Origin of the sequence: Caballeronia sp. LZ033 (assembly GCF_031451265.1) — a bacterium.
In the GTDB taxonomy this organism is placed as follows: Bacteria; Pseudomonadota; Gammaproteobacteria; order Burkholderiales; family Burkholderiaceae; genus Caballeronia.
On record NZ_JARUXQ010000001.1, the window covers coordinates 256,804 to 271,960 of the forward strand.

Below are 15,157 nucleotides of genomic sequence, written 5' to 3' on the forward strand. Positions count from 1 at the left end.
GGCTCTGCTCAGGCTGCGCTGAGCGCCTTGTCGAGCAGTTGATCCAGTTCCGCGAAAGTCGGCTCGCCGACATAGCGCTTGAGGATCTTGCCATTCTTGTCGATGACGAAGGTGGTCGGCGTCAATTGCACATTGCCGAACTGCTTGGCGACGCTGCCGTCGTCCATCGCCACCTTGAACGGCAGATTGCGCGTCTGCGCGTAATTGGTCACGTACATCGGCGCGTCGTAGTTCATCGCGACCGCGACGAATTCCAGTCCGCGCCCCTTGAACTTGTTGTACGTGTTGATCATGTCGGGCATTTCCTTCATGCAGGTTTCGCAGCTCGTCGCCCAGAAGTTGACGAGATAGACCTTGCCTTTCAGATCGCCCTGAGTGGAGACCTTCTGCCCGGACAGCAGCGTGAAGGTCGCGTCCGGCACCTTCTGCTGGCCGCCGAAGGCGAAGTAGCCGGTGCCGGCGATGACGCCCGCGACGAGCGCCATCGCGATATAACGCAGCGGGCCTTTGGCGCGCCTGGATGAGTCTTGCGTGGCTTGGGACATGTGAACCTCGGATTGCCGGAAACGGCGCCGGAGACTGGCGCGGCCGCACGGGGAAGTGCTGCGTATTCTAGCGCCGTTTTCGGGATGGAGTCGTGACGCGCCGATAGGCCCGGGATCAGCGCGAGATAATGGAGGTTTTCACGCACGAGTTTTCCACGAGTCTTCCATGAAGCGAGCTTTCCCTCTGTCCGGCAGGTTTTCTCTCTCGAATTTCCGCCATACGAATTTCTTCGCTGGCCGGACGATGCGTGCCGTGGTGTGCGCTTCTGTCGCATGCGGCGCGCTGCTGGCCTGCACGCCCGCCTACGACTGGCGCACCATCATGAACAACGACGATGGCTACGAAGTCACCCTGCCTGCGAAGCCGCGTTCGGACGAACGCAAGATCGAAATTGCCGGCCAGGCGATGACGATGCGCATGCAGACCGCCGAGGCCAACGACGCCGTGTTCGCCGTCGGCACCGTGGTGCTGCCAAGTTCGGATCCGGCCCTGCAGCGCGCCGCGCTGGACTTTCTCCAGGCGGGACTGGCGCGCAACGTGAACGCGCGGCCTGCCACACGCGATGCACAGATCGACCTCGCCATGGGCGGCCACGTCCCCGGAAGCGAGATCGAAGTTCAGGGCGAGAGCGGCGCCAAGCGCGAGGCGCGAACCATTCACGCCCGTTTCGTGGCGCGCGGTGCGCACGTTTATCAAGTCGCGATCGTCGGGGACAAAATGCCGCCGGCCGAGCAGTCAGATCAGTTCTTTTCGTCGTTCAAGCTGTTTTAGAGGGAACCCTCGAATTCAGCATTCACTGACATAGGAGGCGCCTTAGTTCCGCTTCCGTACTGAAAGTTCCGTCGCAAGTTTGGAAGCTAATCGACGGATTCATATGGGTTTTTTGCACTATCCACAGTGTCTGTGGATAACTATGTGGAAAACAGCTTACGTTTACGCGCACATGCCCGATTGATGCGGTTTACATTACTTTGCCTGCGTTCGCGGCAAGTTAAATAATTCAATAAAATCAATAGTCTGTGCAGAAACGTTGTTTCCGGGGTTTGATCAGACAAACATCGGTCCCGGATCGCTCCAATGTGCATAAGTCAAGTCTTGACAAGCATGTTTCTGCCTTACGAGCCCCGAACCAGAGCGTTTCAGCCCGCTCAGGCCACCGACAGGGCACGCCGGTATTGCACGGCTTCTGCCACATGCGCGGCGTCGGGCCGGTCGGCGCCGGCCAGATCGGCGATCGTCCGCACGACTTTCAACACGCGGTAGTACGCCCGCGCTGACCACCCGAACCGCTCACCGGCCGCGCGAAGCAGCGCTTCGCCGTCGGCGTCGGGGCGGCAGAGTGCGTCGGCTTCGCGGCCGCTCAGTTCGCGATTGGTCTTTCCCTGGCGCCGCAACTGGATCTCGCGCGCCGCCGCCACGCGGGCCGCGACCGCGGCGCTCGATTCGCCGCGCGCAGGGCTGCGCGCCGACAATTCCGCCGGCGACAGCGCGGGCAATTCGATCTGAATGTCGATGCGGTCCATCAACGGCCCCGACAGCTTGCGCAGATAGCGCGTGGCGACCTCCGGCGAGCAGCGGCAGCGGCCGCTCGGATCGCCGCGCCAGCCGCAGGGACACGGATTCATCGCCGCGATCAGCTGGCACGCTGCGGGAAAGTCGGCCTGCTGGGCGGCGCGTGAGATGGTGATGTGACCGACTTCGAGCGGCTCGCGCAGGGTTTCCAGCACCTTGCGGTCGAACTCGGGGATTTCATCGAGAAACAGCACGCCGAGATGGGCGAGGGTGATCTCGCCCGGTTGCGGCGGATTGCGGCCGCCGACGAGCGCAGCCGAACTCGATGAGTGATGCGGCGCGCGAAACGGCCGTTGCCGCCACTGCTCGGGCGCAAAGCCGATGGAACTGGCGGAGAGAATCGCAGCGGAGGTGAGCGCTTCGTCGTCGCTCATCGGCGGCAGGAGGCCGGGCAGACGGGCGGCGAGCATCGACTTGCCCGCGCCGGGCGGGCCCACCATCAACAGATGATGTCCGCCTGCCGCGGCGACCTCGAGCGCGCGGCGGGCGGCCGGGTGACCGATGACGTCGGCAAGGTCGGGGCCGGGCGCGGCCGTCTGTTCGAGCGATGCGGCCTGCACCGGACGCAGGCACGCGCCGGGCACGCCGTTCAGGTGGGCGCAGAGCGCCGGCAAGTCAGCTGCGCCGAACACCTCGATGCCCGGCACGAGCGCCGCTTCCGCCGCGCTCGCGAGCGGCACGTAGATTTCCGGCACGCGCTCGCCCCGCTCGTGTGCGGACGCATGCTGGCGCGCGGCGCCGCAGACCATGGCAAACGCGCCGCGCATCGGGCGCAGCGCGCCGGTGAGCGACAGCTCGCCCGCGAACTCGCGGGATTCGAGCGATTCAACGGGAATCTGGCCACTGGCGGCGAGAATGCCGAGCGCGATCGGCAGGTCGAAGCGGCCCGTCTCCTTCGGGAGATCGGCGGGCGCGAGATTGACGGTGATCCTGCGTACGGGAAAGTCGAAGCCGCAGTTCTGCAGCGCGGCGCGCACGCGCTCGCGGCTTTCGCGGACTTCGAGATCGGGCAGACCGACGATGGAGAACGACGGCAACCCGTTGGCGAGATGGACTTCGACGACGACTTCCGGCGCGCGCCCAGGAGCGGGCGCGCGGCTGCGTACCACGGCAAGCGACATGATTTCACCTGAAACGGCGCGGCACACGCGCCGGCAACACATCTGGGAACTGACGGCTCGCTGGCCGGGATACGCGGGTGAGGAGTGAGGAGCCTCAGTCCTGCGCGGTGCTGCCTCCGCTCCCGCCAGCAAGACGCTGCTCGAGCTGCGCGACGCGCTTCTCGAGTTCTTCCAGCCGCGCGCGCGTGCGCATCAGCACCTGCGTCTGCGTGTCGAACTCCTCGCGGGTCACGAGATCAAGCTTCGAAAAGCCCTGCGACAGCATGGCCTTCATGTTTCGTTCGACGTCCTTGGCCGGCGAATTCTTGAAGAGATCGCTCATCTTCTGCTGCAGATCGTTGAAAACGTCGTTGGGCTGTTTCATCGTTGCTCCCTTCTTTGCACAGGAATAGTGCATTCATTGTTAGGTCAGTGCCCCGAATAATCGAATGGTCGATTTTGGTGCGTACCGGCTTTGACGCCGCCACGCCTCGGCGCACCTTCAAGGCGCCGCGATTTTAGCGCCGCAGCGCCTCGCGTATCCCGCCCGTGCCCCTTTTTGCGGGACTTCGAGGCCACTCTAGCAATGAACCAACCTCGACGCCAGCAGGCGCGGCGCGCGCTGGCCGTTCGGCCGAGGCTCTGCCCTCGCGTTTCGGAAAATCGCGCAAACCCGCATGAACACTCGCATGGCATACGAGTTGCATAACTGGCGCGACCTTTTCGGCACGCTGCTCCCGGCGGCGTGGACCTGCGGACATGGCGGTAACACCCGGCGCATCCCGCTTCAGAAGGCAACGAAGGATCAGCACACCACCGCGAGGGATACATGAAGCTCATTACCGCAATCATCAAGCCGTTCAAGCTGGACGAAGCGCGTGAAGCGCTCTCGGCCATCGGCGTCTCGGGCATCACGGTGACCGAGGTGAAAGGCTTCGGCCGGCAGAAGGGCCACACCGAGCTCTACCGTGGCGCGGAATACGTCGTCGACTTCCTGCCGAAAGTGAAGATCGAGGCCGCCGTGTCGGATGACATCGTCGACCAGGCGATCGAGGCCGTCGAACGCGCCGCGCGCACCGGCAAGATCGGCGACGGCAAGATCTTCGTCACCGCAATCGAACAAGTTATCCGCATCCGCACCGGCGAGACCGGCGCCGACGCGCTCTAAGAAGAAATTGGCGATAAGAGGAACCAGAAGAATGCGTAATTTTTTGATGTCACTGATGGTGGCGGGCGCGCTGATCGGCGCGAATGTCGGCACCGCTCTCGCGCAGGACGCGTCGGCTCCGGCCGCGGCCTCGGCGCCCGCGTCGTCGGACACTGCCGCCAGCGCACCGGCTTCCGCCAACACGGCGATGGCCTCGTCGGCTGAAGCGGCCGCGGCGGCTTCCGGCGCCTCGGACGCCGCGCCTGCGGCGCCGACCGAGCCGTTCATGGTCGATTCGTCGAAGATCAGCGCGGGCGATACCGCGTGGATGCTGACTTCGGTGGCCCTCGTGCTGTTCATGACGATTCCGGGCCTCGCGCTGTTCTACGCCGGCATGGTCCGCAAGAAGAACGTGCTCGCGACCGCGATGCAGAGCTTCGCGATCTGCTGCCTGATCACGATCATCTGGACCGTGGTCGGCTACAGCATCGCGTTCACGCCGGGCGGTTCGTTCCTGGGCGGCTTCTCGCGCGTGTTCCTGCACGGCATGGCCTACATCAAGGGCGACAAGGCGACGACGCTCACCGTGAGCCACCTCGCCTCGACGATTCCGGAGTCGGTCTACTTCGCGTTCCAGCTGACCTTCGCGATCATCACGCCGGCGCTCATCACCGGTGCGTTTGCCGACCGCATGAAGTTCTCGGCGATGCTCGTGTTCATGACGCTGTGGTCGCTGATCGTCTACTCGCCGATCGCCCACATGGTCTGGGAACCGACCGGCTGGCTCGCATCGGCGGGCGTGCTCGACTTCGCCGGCGGCACCGTGGTTCACATCAACGCCGGTATCGCGGGCCTGATGTGCTGTCTGGTGCTCGGCAAGCGCGTCGGCTACGGCCGCGAAGTGATGGCGCCGCACAACCTGGTGCTGTCGCTGATCGGCGCATCGATGCTGTGGGTGGGCTGGTTCGGCTTCAACGCGGGTTCGGCGGTCGCGGCTGACGGCCGTGCCGGCTTCGCGATGCTCACGACGCAGATTGCCACCGCATTCGCCGCTTTCGGCTGGATGTTCGCGGAGTGGATCACCAAGGGCAAGCCGTCCGTGCTGGGCATCATCTCGGGCGCGGTTGCCGGCCTGGTGGCGGTGACGCCGGCGTCGGGCTTTGTCGGCGTGACGGGCGCGATCGTGATCGGCATCGTGGCGGGCGTGGTCTGCTTCTGGTCGGCCACCTGGCTCAAGCACAAGTTCAACTACGACGACTCGCTCGATGCGTTCGGCGTGCACGGCGTCGGCGGCATCATCGGCGCGCTGCTGACGGGCGTGTTCGCGGTGAAGGACATCGGCGGCTTCGACGGCAGCCTGCTGGTCCAGGCCAAGGGCGTGCTCGTCACGCTGATCTACAGCGGCGTGGTGAGCTTCATCCTGCTGAAGGTCATCGACATGACGATGGGGCTGCGCGTCACCGAAGAACAGGAACGCGAGGGTCTCGACGTCACGCTGCACGGCGAACACGTCGAGTAACAACGAGGTTTGCCGGACGTCGCGAGAGGACGTCCGGCCAGCGCAAAGGTATGAGCGCAGCGACTTTGCCCGCCCTTTCAGGCGGGCATTTTTTTGCCTCGGGCGCGCGTCGGGGTTTCGTCCATGGGAGCGCGGCGGATTGCGGCGCATCGGGCCCGAAAGGCCGGTGGATCAAGCCCGGGAAACCTTGCCAATTGCCGGTTCATCCCCAATTGGGCAAGGCAATTGCTCTACAATCTTCGCTCCCCTGTAACGGCCGGCGGGGGCTTGAGCGCCTTTCCGGTCATACGCAAAACGCACTGCGAGTACTACATGGTTCCGCATTTAGTCACGGCGTTGAATGGCCCGCTGCTCGACCTCGAGCGGAAAATCCTCGAGGCCATGCCCGCCATCGAACGGTGGTTCCGGCTTGAATGGCAGGAGCACACGCCGCCGTTTTACTGTTCGGTCGACCTGCGCAACGCGGGGTTCAAGCTCGCGCCCGTCGACACCAACCTGTTTCCCGGCGGCTTCAACAATCTGCCGCAGGAAGTGCTGCCGCTCGCGGTGCAGGCGGCAATGGCGTCGATCGAGAAGATCTGTCCGGACGCGAAGAATCTGCTCGTGATTCCCGAGCGCCACACGCGCAACGCGTTCTATCTGGAGAACGTCGCGCGTCTCGCGCTCATCATGCGACAGGCGGGGCTCAACATCCGCTTCGGCACGCTCGATGAAAACATTCATGGCCCGGTGACCATTGCGCTCGCGGACGGCCAGAAGATCGTGCTCGAACCGCTCGAACGCACGCCGCGGCGTCTGGGCCTGAAGAACTTCGACCCGTGCTCGATCCTGCTGAACAACGATCTCTCGGCCGGCATCCCGCCCGTGCTGGAGAACCTGCACGAGCAGTACCTGTTGCCACCGCTGCACGCGGGCTGGGCGGTGCGGCGCAAGTCGACGCACTTTTCCTGCTATGACGACGTCGCGAAGAAGTTCTCGAAGCTGGTCGAGATCGATCCGTGGATGGTGAATCCGTACTTCGCGCATGTGGAAGGCGTGGATTACGAGGCGCGCACCGGCGAGGAAGCGCTGGCTGATGCCATCGACGGCGTGCTCAAGAAGATCGCGAAGAAGTATCGCGAGTACGGCATCAGCGAGAAGCCGTACGTGGTCATCAAGGCGGATGCCGGCACCTACGGCAAGGGCGTGATGACGGTGCACGACGCCAGCGAGGTCGCGGCGCTGACCAAGCGCGAGCGCGTCCGCATGAACGACGCGAAGGAAGGCTTGCAGGTGCACGACGTGATCGTGCAGGAAGGCGTGCACACCTTTGAGCGCGTCGAGAACGCGGTGGCCGAGCCGGTCGTGTACATGATCGACCGCTATGTGGTCGGCGGCTTTTACCGGGTGCACGAATCGCGCGAGCGCGACCAGAACCTCAACGCGCCGGGCATGCATTTCGTGCCGCTCGGCTTCGAGCACACGGCGTTGCCGGACACCCACGCGAAGCCCGGCGCCGCGCCGCCGAACCGCTTCTACATGTATGGCGTGGTGGCGCGGCTGGGGCTCCTGGCCGCATCGGTCGAGCTTGAAAAGACCGACCCGGAAGCCATTCAGGTGTGATCGGGCGGCTTGCGGTAAGCTCGCAGGCCGCGCACCGAACCCGCAAATCGTCATGAACATTCTCTTTATCGCCGACCCGCTCGACCGCTTCAAGATCTACAAGGACACGACCTACGCGATGATGGCCGAAGCCGCGCGGCGCGGCCACGTGCTGTACGCGTGCGAGCCGCAGCATCTTGCGTGGACCGGCACGAAGGTCGAGGCGGGCGTGCGGCGCATTGCGATCGTCGGCGACGAGGCGAACAGCGACCGCTGGCCGTGGTTCGCGGCCGAACAGGCCGAGCATCTCGCGCTCACGCATTTCGATGCCGTGCTGATGCGCAAGGATCCGCCCTTCGACATGGAGTACGTGAACGCCACGTGGCTGCTGGAGATCGCCGAGCGTAGCGGCGCGCGCGTCTTCAACAAGCCCCAGGCGATTCGCGATCACTCGGAGAAACTCGCCATCGCGGAATGGCCCCAGTTCGTCACGCCGACGCTCGTCACCCGCGACGCCGCACGGCTGCGCGCGTTTCACGCCGAGCATGGCGACGTCATCCTGAAACCGCTCGACGGCATGGGCGGCATGGGCGTGTTCCGCGTGAAGGCGGATGGCATGAATCTCGGGTCGATCGTCGAGATGCTGTCGGAGGACGGCGCGCGCACGGTAATGGCGCAGCGCTTCATTCCCGAGATCAAGGACGGCGACAAGCGCATTCTGGTGATCGGCGGCCAGCCGGTTCCTTACTCGCTCGCGCGCATTCCGCAGGGCAGCGAAGTGCGCGGCAATCTGGCGGCGGGCGGGCTCGGCCGCGCGCAGCCGCTGTCGGCGCGCGATCGCGAAATCGCGGAAACGCTCGGGCCGGTGCTGCAGGAACGCGGCCTGTTGCTCGCGGGCCTGGACGCCATCGGTGACTATCTCACCGAGGTCAATGTCACGAGCCCCACGTGCTTCCGCGAAATCATGGATCAGACGGGCTTCGACGTCGCGGGCATGTTCATCGACGCGCTGGAGCGCGCGGTTCACTGAGCGGGATACCCGCGTTGAAGCGGGTGAGCAGCGCCAGAACCGAGTCGGGAGAGACTGTTACAATTGGTTCCCCTGCGCTTTAAAGCTGCCTTAAGCTGGCAAGCACAGGGTGGAGTAACAGTATCGAAAGCAACGGGCGCGTGGATTGCATCTATTTGATTTCCATCGTTCCGCGCCCATCTTCTTTGCATGGCCGCGCCGCTCGCGCGCTTTCGAGCGAACTCTGACGATTCCGTCTGATTTTTGCTGAGATTGCATTCCTGACATGGCTGGCATTCTGATCATCGCGCACGCTCCTTTCGCCACCGCGCTACGCGAGTGTATTGCTCATATCTATGGTGGCTTGCCCGCGCGCATCGGCGTCATCGATGTCACGCCGGACTGCGATCCGGTCGAGGTGCGGGCGTTCGCGCGATCGGAGATCGATCGTCTGAAGGAAGACAATGGCGCGATCGTGCTGACCGACGTGTTTGGCGCGACGCCGGCGAACATCGCCGCCAGCCTGCATGATTCCGACGTGCGCGTGCTCGCCGGCTGCAACCTGCCGATGCTCGTGCGCGCCGTCTGCTACCGCGCCACGCCGCTCGACACGCTCACTGAAAAAATTCTCCAGGGCGGCTCCAAGGGCATCCAGGAGCTGGACGCATCCACGCCGATGAACCCCTGCGCGCTCGCCGCGAAAGCCGCCGGTTCGCCCGATCCGGCCTGTTCCGCGAGCGCCGATCTCGAGAACGCCAAGGCCGCCGCCAGCCACTGACGCCGCTCACTTTTTCCACCTAGCGTTCGGAGCATCATGCTGCAACAAGAAACAACAATCGTGAACAAGCTGGGTCTCCACGCACGTGCTTCGGCGAAGCTCACGCAACTGGCGGGCAACTTTCAATGCGAGATCTGGATGAGCCGGAACGGCCGCCGGATCAATGCCAAGAGCATCATGGGCGTGATGATGCTGGCGGCGGGGATCGGCAGCACGGTCACCATCGAGACCGAAGGCGCCGACGAAGCCGAAGCCATGCAGGCCATCCTGGCGCTGATCGCGGACAAATTCGGGGAAGGCCAGTAACACGCTGTCACCCGTCATGGAACTAGCCGAACAAGCCGCGCACCGACGCGGCTTTTTTGCATGTGCGCCGTTTGCAGCAACGGCGGCGCAACCGTGCCGGCCTTGCTGCGACCCGCTGTTCCGGGACTGGACAGCGGATTCGAATTTATAATGAGCGAGCGGCTGGCGCCCACCGAGGGGCGCCCGAGGGGCTGCGACATCACAACTAGAGGAGGTGCGCGTGTCGTTCACGCTGCATGGAATTCCCGTCTCGCGCGGCATTGCCATCGGACGCGCCTATCTGATCGCGCCGGCGGCGCTCGACGTGGCGCATTACCTGATCGACCCCGATCAGATCGACGCGGAAATCGCCCGGTTTCTTGCGGCGCAGGCCGCTGTCGTCGCGGAACTCGCGGAACTGCGCAGCGACCTCGCCGCCGATGCGCCCAGCGAAATGGGCGCCTTCATCGATGTCCATACCATGATCCTGAACGACGCCATGCTCGTGCAGGAAACCATCGACCTCATTCGTACGCGCCGCTATAACGTCGAGTGGGCGCTGACCGAACAACTGGATATCCTTGGCGGCTATTTCGACGACATCGAAGACGAGTATCTGCGCGAACGCAAGGCGGACATCGAGCAGGTGGTCGAACGGCTGCTGAAGGCGCTGGCCGGCGCGCCCACCGCTGCTTCGCTGGTCGTGCATACGGCCGCGAGCAACGGTCACAACGAAATGATCGTCGTCGCGCATGATATCGCGCCGGCCGACATGCTCCAGTTCAAGACGCAGGCGTTCAAGGGCTTCGTGACGGATCTCGGCGGCCGAACGTCGCACACGGCGATCGTCGCGCGCAGCCTGGGCATCCCGGCGTCGGTCGGCGTGCAGCAGGCGAGCGTGCTGATCCGTCAGAACGATTTGATCATCGTCGACGGCGACCATGGCATCGTGATCGTCGATCCGGCGCCGATCGTCCTCGAAGAATATTCCTACCGCCAGAGCGAAAAGCAACTCGAACAGCGCAAGCTCCAGCGCCTCAAGTTCTCGCCGACCCAGACGCTGTGCGGCACGAAGATCGAGCTGTGCGCGAACATCGAATTGCCGGAGGACGCGAAGGTCGCCGTGGAGGCGGGCGCGATGGGCGTCGGCCTGTTCCGCACCGAGTTCCTCTTCATGAATCACAAGAACCGGCTGCCGGAAGAAGAGGAACAGTTCGAGGCGTACAAGCGCGCGGTCGAGCTGATGAACGGCAAGCCCGTGACGATCCGCACGATCGACGTCGGCGCCGACAAGCCGCTCGATTCGATGAGCGGCGGCGACGGCTACGAAACAGCGCCGAACCCGGCGCTCGGCTTGCGCGCGATCCGCTGGAGCCTGTCCGAGCCGCAGATGTTCATGACGCAGTTGCGCGCGATCCTGCGTGCGTCCGCGTTCGGCCCGACCAAGATCCTGATTCCGATGCTCGCGCACGCGCAGGAAATCGACCAGACGCTGGACCTGATCCGCGAGGCCAAGCGCCAGCTCGATGACGCGGGCATCGGCTACGACCGTCAGGTGCAGGTCGGCGCGATGATCGAGATTCCCGCCGCGGCCATTGCCGTGCGGCTGTTCCTGAGCCGGCTGGATTTTCTGTCGATCGGCACGAACGATTTGATCCAGTACACGCTCGCGATCGATCGCGCGGACAATGCCGTCGCGCATCTGTACGATCCGCTGCATCCGGCGGTGCTGAACCTGATCGCGTTCACCTTGCGCGAGGCGAAGCGCGCGGGCGTGCCGGTGTCGGTGTGCGGGGAAATGGCCGGCGATCCGTCGGTCACGCGGCTGCTGCTCGGGCTCGGGCTGACCGAGTTTTCGATGCATCCGAGCCAGTTGCTCGTGGTTAAGCAGGAGATCCTGCGTTCGAACCTGAAGGCGTTCGACAAGCCGGTCGCGGACGTGCTCGCGGCCTATGAGCCCAATGAACTGCTGGCCGCGCTCAACGTGCTGCAGAAGGTCTGAAGTTCTTCAACCCTTGGAATGCGCGCCGCAGACCGGACAGTCCGGCTGCCGCGCGATCTTCATCGTGTTCCATTCCATGCGCAGCGAGTCGAGCATCATCAGCCGGCCCGCGAGCGTTTCGCCAAAGCCGCCGATCACGCGCAACGCTTCCGCCGCCTGCATCGCGCCGATGATGCCGACCGTCGGCGCGAACACGCCCATCGTCGAGCAGGCAACTTCCTCGAACGCCTGGTCCGGCGGAAACACACACGCATAGCAGGGCGAGTCGGGCGAGCGCAGATCGAAGGTGCTGATCTGGCCGTCGAAACGCAGCGCCGCGCCCGACACGAGCGGCACCTTGTGCTCGACGCAGGCTGCGTTGATGGCGTGGCGCGTGGCGAAGTTGTCGCTGCAATCGAGCACGACCGAGGCGCCGGGCACATTGAGCGCGAGCCACGCAGCGTCGGCGCGCGCGTTCACCGCGATGACATTCACCTCCGGGTTGAGCGCGTTCAGCGTCTCACGCGCCGATGCCACCTTGGGCGTTCCGACCGATCGCGTCATATGCACGATCTGCCGTTGCAGGTTGGTGAGATCGACGGTATCGGCGTCCACCAGCGTGATCCTGCCGACGCCCGCCGCTGCCAGATACATCGCCGCGGGCGCGCCCAGACCACCCGCGCCGACGATGAGCGCATGCGCATCGAGGAAGCGCTGCTGCGCCTCGATGCCGATCTCATCGACGAGAATATGGCGGGAATAGCGAAGGAGTTGATCGTCGTTCATCGAGCTCGCGCCGTGGAATGCGCTGTGAGTGCCGCGAAGGGAACGCCGGTGAGAACGGCGCGCTGGAAGCGAATATTTTAAGCGCACCAAAGACGAAGGGCTTCGCGGAACGATGCCGCGAAGCCCTTCGTGTACGACGCTGAGGCGCTTACTTCGACTGCTGCGCGGTCGGCGAAGAGGCAGGCTGTGCACCCGACGCCGGCGCGGAGCCCGGCGTGGCCGGCAGTGCCGGCGGTGCGACGACCGGCGCCGAAGCCGAACGTCCCGGCTTGTTCTGCGCGAGCTTGCGTTCGCTATACGACTTCGACTCGACCACCGTCTTGCCTTCCAGCTTGTTCAGAGCCTGTTGCAGCATGAAGTCGTCCGAGCTGCCGAACTCGACCGGCTTGCGCTCGCGATCCTTGCGCCGCTGTTCGGGGGTCTTCTTGTCGTTCTGCTCTTCGAGAATGCGCAGTTGCTCGAGACGGTCCGCCTCGCGTTGCTCCTGCTCCTTCTTCTCGTTCGGATCCTGCGTGTTCGCGAGGTGGTTCGAGTAATCCACTTCGCGCGTGACGAGCGCGTCGTCCGGATCGCCGTCCGCGTACTGGTCGACCGGCACGTCAGGACGCACGCCCTGGTTCTGGATCGACTTGCCGCTCGGCGTGTAGTAGTACGCGGTGGTGAGACGCAGCGCGGTGTCCGCGGTCATCGGGCGCACGGTCTGCACCGAGCCCTTGCCGAACGTGGTCTTGCCGACGATCAGCGCGCGATGATGATCCTGCAGCGCGCCCGCGACGATCTCCGACGCCGACGCCGAGTAGGCGTTGGTCAGCACGACCATCGGCACCTTCTTGAAGATTTCCGGCACGTTCTTCAACGGGTCGGAATCGAAGGACGGCAGACGGTAGTTGTCATAGGTGTCGCGGAAGGTCTGCTTCGCGTCCGCGATCTGGCCATTCGTGGAGACGACCACGGAGTTGTCCGGCAGGAACGCGCCCGCGACGCCGACCGCGCTCTGCAGCAGACCGCCGCCGTTGTTGCGCAGGTCGAGCACGAGGCCCTTCAGGTTCGGTTGCTGGCGCGCGAGGTCTTGCAGCTTCGCGGCGAGGTCCGGCACCGTGCGTTCCTGGAAGCTCGTGATGCGGATATAGCCATAACCCGGCTCGGGGATCTTCATCTTCACCGACTGCACGCGGATCACGGCGCGCGTGACGGTGAGCGGGAAGGTGCGGTCGTCGCTCTTGCGGAAGATGGTCAGCGTGACCTTGGTGCCCGGCTCGCCGCGCATCTGCTTGACGGCCTTGTCGAGCGTCATGCCGCGCACGGGCTTGTCGTTGATGCGCGTGATCAGGTCGCCCGGACGGATGCCGGCGCGGAACGCGGGCGTGTCTTCGATGGGCGAGATGACCTTGATGAGCCCGTCTTCCGACGAGATCTCGATGCCCAGCCCGGCGAAGCGGCCCTTGGTCTGTTCCTGGAGTTCCTCGTAGTCGGTCTTGTCGAGGTAGGACGAGTGCGGGTCGAGGCTCGACACCATGCCCTTGATGGCGGCGGTGAGGAGCTTCTTGTCATCGACGGGTTCGACGTATTCGTGCTTGATCTGACCGAAGACTTCGGCGAAGAGCCTCAGCTGGTCGAGCGGCAGAGGCGACGATGCGGCTTGTTGCGCGAAGGCAGAGATCTGCAGGGTTGCCAGTGCGCCGGCAGCAACGCCAACGGCGACCAGGCTGAAGTTTTTCAGGTTCTTTCGCATAGAGGGGGTGCGGTCGGAATCGGATGGGCTGCATCGTGGTGACGGGCCAGTATACCTGCTCGTCTCAAATGGCGACTTAATCGCAACTTAAATGCCCGGGGCTCGCATGCCCACCAGCAGGGGATGAGCCCGGTCATGGACGTTGCTGTCGATGCGGCCCGCGAGGCGTCAGCGGGGCGTCATGTGCGGGAAGGGGCGCGCCCCTCGCGAAATTGCCTCTGCCTGCGCGATGCGCGCGACGCGTGCGATGCGTGAGATAAGCGCGACGCGCAGGCCAGTTCGCGAGCGCCCGGCCGAAGCCGGGATTGCCGGCGAACCCCGTGCGCGTCAGCCTGCCTTGCCCTGCTTGGCGACGGCTGCCTGCGCGGCGGCGATGGCTTCCGGATCGCCCAGGTAGTAATGCTTGATGGGCTTCAGTTCGCTGTCCAGTTCATAGACGAGCGGCACGCCGTTCGGAATGTTCAGCCCGACGATGTCCTGATCCGAAACGTTGTCGAGATACTTGACCAGTGCGCGAATGGAATTGCCGTGCGCCGAGATCACGACCTGCTTGCCCGACTTGATGGCCGGCGCAATGGATTCGTTCCAGATGGGCAGGACGCGCGCAACCGTGTCCTTCAGGCATTCGGTGAGCGGCAGTTGCTCGCGCGGCACCTTGGCGTAGCGCGGATCGTTGAACGACGCGCGCTCGTCCGACGGCTCCAGCGCGGGCGGCGGGGTGTCGTAGCTGCGGCGCCAGACGAGGACCTGATCGTCGCCGTATTTCTTCGCGGTCTCGGCCTTGTTGAGGCCCGCGAGCGCGCCGTAGTGGCGTTCGTTCAGGCGCCACGAGTGCACGACCGGGATATACATCTGGTCCATTTCGTCCTGCACGTGCCACAGCGTGCGGATGGCGCGCTTCAGAACCGAGGTGTAGGCAATGTCGAACGCATAGCCTGCTTCCTTCAGCAGCACGCCGGCCTGGCGGGCTTCGCGGTTGCCCTGCTCGGTCAGGTCGACGTCGACCCAGCCGGTAAAGCGGTTTTCCTTGTTCCACGTCGATTCGCCGTGGCGGATGAGCACTAGCTTGTACATGATTTCGGTCGGTCAGTTGGAAAAGCGGGTGCGCCGATCGCACCCCG

The 15,157-nt window shown here is 64.4% G+C and carries 14 protein-coding genes; 8 read left to right on the top strand and 6 right to left on the bottom strand.

Annotation, left to right across the window (positions count from 1 at the left end; genetic code table 11):
• Positions 1-8: 8 nt before the first annotated feature.
• On the bottom strand, positions 9-545 hold the full coding sequence (locus QCE62_RS01265; protein ID WP_309807071.1) for a TlpA disulfide reductase family protein: 537 nt from the start codon (positions 543-545) through the stop codon (positions 9-11).
• Between the two features lie 55 nt (positions 546-600).
• Here QCE62_RS01265 and QCE62_RS01270 point away from each other — a divergent pair, with 55 nt between their 5' ends.
• On the top strand, positions 601-1,317 hold the full coding sequence (locus QCE62_RS01270; protein ID WP_309913436.1) for a hypothetical protein: 717 nt from the start codon (positions 601-603) through the stop codon (positions 1,315-1,317).
• Positions 1,318-1,694: 377 nt separating this feature from the next.
• On the opposite strand, the gene QCE62_RS01275 is transcribed toward QCE62_RS01270, so the two are convergent.
• Together QCE62_RS01275 and QCE62_RS01280 are read right to left on the bottom strand one after the other, a co-directional pair.
• Positions 1,695-3,239, bottom strand: a complete 1,545-nt coding sequence (locus QCE62_RS01275) for a YifB family Mg chelatase-like AAA ATPase (RefSeq protein ID WP_309913438.1) — start codon at positions 3,237-3,239, stop codon at positions 1,695-1,697.
• A 94-nt stretch (positions 3,240-3,333) separates the two neighbouring features.
• Positions 3,334-3,603, bottom strand: coding sequence for an accessory factor UbiK family protein (locus QCE62_RS01280; RefSeq protein ID WP_309913440.1), 270 nt, complete (start codon positions 3,601-3,603; stop codon positions 3,334-3,336).
• Positions 3,604-4,047: 444 nt separating this feature from the next.
• Here QCE62_RS01280 and QCE62_RS01285 point away from each other — a divergent pair, with 444 nt between their 5' ends.
• The 7 genes from QCE62_RS01285 to ptsP all read left to right on the top strand — a co-directional run bounded on the left by QCE62_RS01285 (position 4,048) and on the right by ptsP (position 11,539).
• Positions 4,048-4,386 carry a P-II family nitrogen regulator gene (locus tag QCE62_RS01285; RefSeq protein ID WP_014190273.1) on the top strand — a complete coding sequence of 113 codons (339 nt, stop codon included), beginning with the start codon at positions 4,048-4,050 and terminating at the stop codon, positions 4,384-4,386.
• 31 nt (positions 4,387-4,417) lie between these two features.
• Positions 4,418-5,884 carry an ammonium transporter gene (locus tag QCE62_RS01290; protein WP_309913443.1) on the top strand — a complete coding sequence of 489 codons (1,467 nt, stop codon included), beginning with the start codon at positions 4,418-4,420 and terminating at the stop codon, positions 5,882-5,884.
• A gap of 312 nt (positions 5,885-6,196) precedes the next feature.
• Entirely contained in the window at positions 6,197-7,486 is a 1,290-nt protein-coding gene (gene gshA, locus QCE62_RS01295; RefSeq protein ID WP_309807077.1) for a glutamate--cysteine ligase, read from the top strand.
• A 52-nt stretch (positions 7,487-7,538) separates the two neighbouring features.
• On the top strand, positions 7,539-8,495 hold the full coding sequence (gene gshB / locus QCE62_RS01300; protein ID WP_309913446.1) for a glutathione synthase: 957 nt from the start codon (positions 7,539-7,541) through the stop codon (positions 8,493-8,495).
• Between the two features lie 265 nt (positions 8,496-8,760).
• Positions 8,761-9,252, top strand: a complete 492-nt coding sequence (locus tag QCE62_RS01305; protein WP_309807079.1) for a PTS sugar transporter subunit IIB — start codon at positions 8,761-8,763, stop codon at positions 9,250-9,252.
• 36 nt (positions 9,253-9,288) lie between these two features.
• The gene (locus tag QCE62_RS01310; RefSeq protein ID WP_008351787.1) at positions 9,289-9,558 is read left to right on the top strand and encodes an HPr family phosphocarrier protein; all 270 of its coding nucleotides are present in this window, start codon (positions 9,289-9,291) and stop codon (positions 9,556-9,558) included.
• A 220-nt stretch (positions 9,559-9,778) separates the two neighbouring features.
• The gene (gene ptsP / locus QCE62_RS01315; protein WP_309913449.1) at positions 9,779-11,539 is read left to right on the top strand and encodes a phosphoenolpyruvate--protein phosphotransferase; all 1,761 of its coding nucleotides are present in this window, start codon (positions 9,779-9,781) and stop codon (positions 11,537-11,539) included.
• Between the two features lie 6 nt (positions 11,540-11,545).
• Here the strand turns inward: ptsP and QCE62_RS01320 are convergent, their stop codons facing one another.
• The 3 genes from QCE62_RS01320 to gpmA all read right to left on the bottom strand — a co-directional run bounded on the left by QCE62_RS01320 (position 11,546) and on the right by gpmA (position 15,110).
• Positions 11,546-12,304, bottom strand: a complete 759-nt coding sequence (locus tag QCE62_RS01320) for a molybdopterin-synthase adenylyltransferase MoeB (protein WP_309913452.1) — start codon at positions 12,302-12,304, stop codon at positions 11,546-11,548.
• 148 nt (positions 12,305-12,452) lie between these two features.
• Entirely contained in the window at positions 12,453-14,036 is a 1,584-nt protein-coding gene (locus QCE62_RS01325; protein ID WP_309913454.1) for a S41 family peptidase, read from the bottom strand.
• A 327-nt stretch (positions 14,037-14,363) separates the two neighbouring features.
• On the bottom strand, positions 14,364-15,110 hold the full coding sequence (gene gpmA / locus QCE62_RS01330) for a 2,3-diphosphoglycerate-dependent phosphoglycerate mutase (protein ID WP_309913457.1): 747 nt from the start codon (positions 15,108-15,110) through the stop codon (positions 14,364-14,366).
• Positions 15,111-15,157: the final 47 nt, after the last annotated feature.

Coding starts and splice junctions, on each gene's coding strand:
- QCE62_RS01265 (WP_309807071.1), bottom strand. CDS start 545: ATGTCCCAAGCCACGCAAGACTCATCCAGGCGCGCCAAAGGCCCGCTG.
- QCE62_RS01275 (WP_309913438.1), bottom strand. CDS start 3,239: ATGTCGCTTGCCGTGGTACGCAGCCGCGCGCCCGCTCCTGGGCGCGCG.
- QCE62_RS01280 (WP_309913440.1), bottom strand. CDS start 3,603: ATGAAACAGCCCAACGACGTTTTCAACGATCTGCAGCAGAAGATGAGC.
- QCE62_RS01285 (WP_014190273.1), top strand. CDS start 4,048: ATGAAGCTCATTACCGCAATCATCAAGCCGTTCAAGCTGGACGAAGCG.
- QCE62_RS01290 (WP_309913443.1), top strand. CDS start 4,418: ATGCGTAATTTTTTGATGTCACTGATGGTGGCGGGCGCGCTGATCGGC.
- gshA (WP_309807077.1), top strand. CDS start 6,197: ATGGTTCCGCATTTAGTCACGGCGTTGAATGGCCCGCTGCTCGACCTC.
- gshB (WP_309913446.1), top strand. CDS start 7,539: ATGAACATTCTCTTTATCGCCGACCCGCTCGACCGCTTCAAGATCTAC.
- QCE62_RS01305 (WP_309807079.1), top strand. CDS start 8,761: ATGGCTGGCATTCTGATCATCGCGCACGCTCCTTTCGCCACCGCGCTA.
- QCE62_RS01310 (WP_008351787.1), top strand. CDS start 9,289: ATGCTGCAACAAGAAACAACAATCGTGAACAAGCTGGGTCTCCACGCA.
- QCE62_RS01320 (WP_309913452.1), bottom strand. CDS start 12,304: ATGAACGACGATCAACTCCTTCGCTATTCCCGCCATATTCTCGTCGAT.
- QCE62_RS01325 (WP_309913454.1), bottom strand. CDS start 14,036: ATGCGAAAGAACCTGAAAAACTTCAGCCTGGTCGCCGTTGGCGTTGCT.
- gpmA (WP_309913457.1), bottom strand. CDS start 15,110: ATGTACAAGCTAGTGCTCATCCGCCACGGCGAATCGACGTGGAACAAG.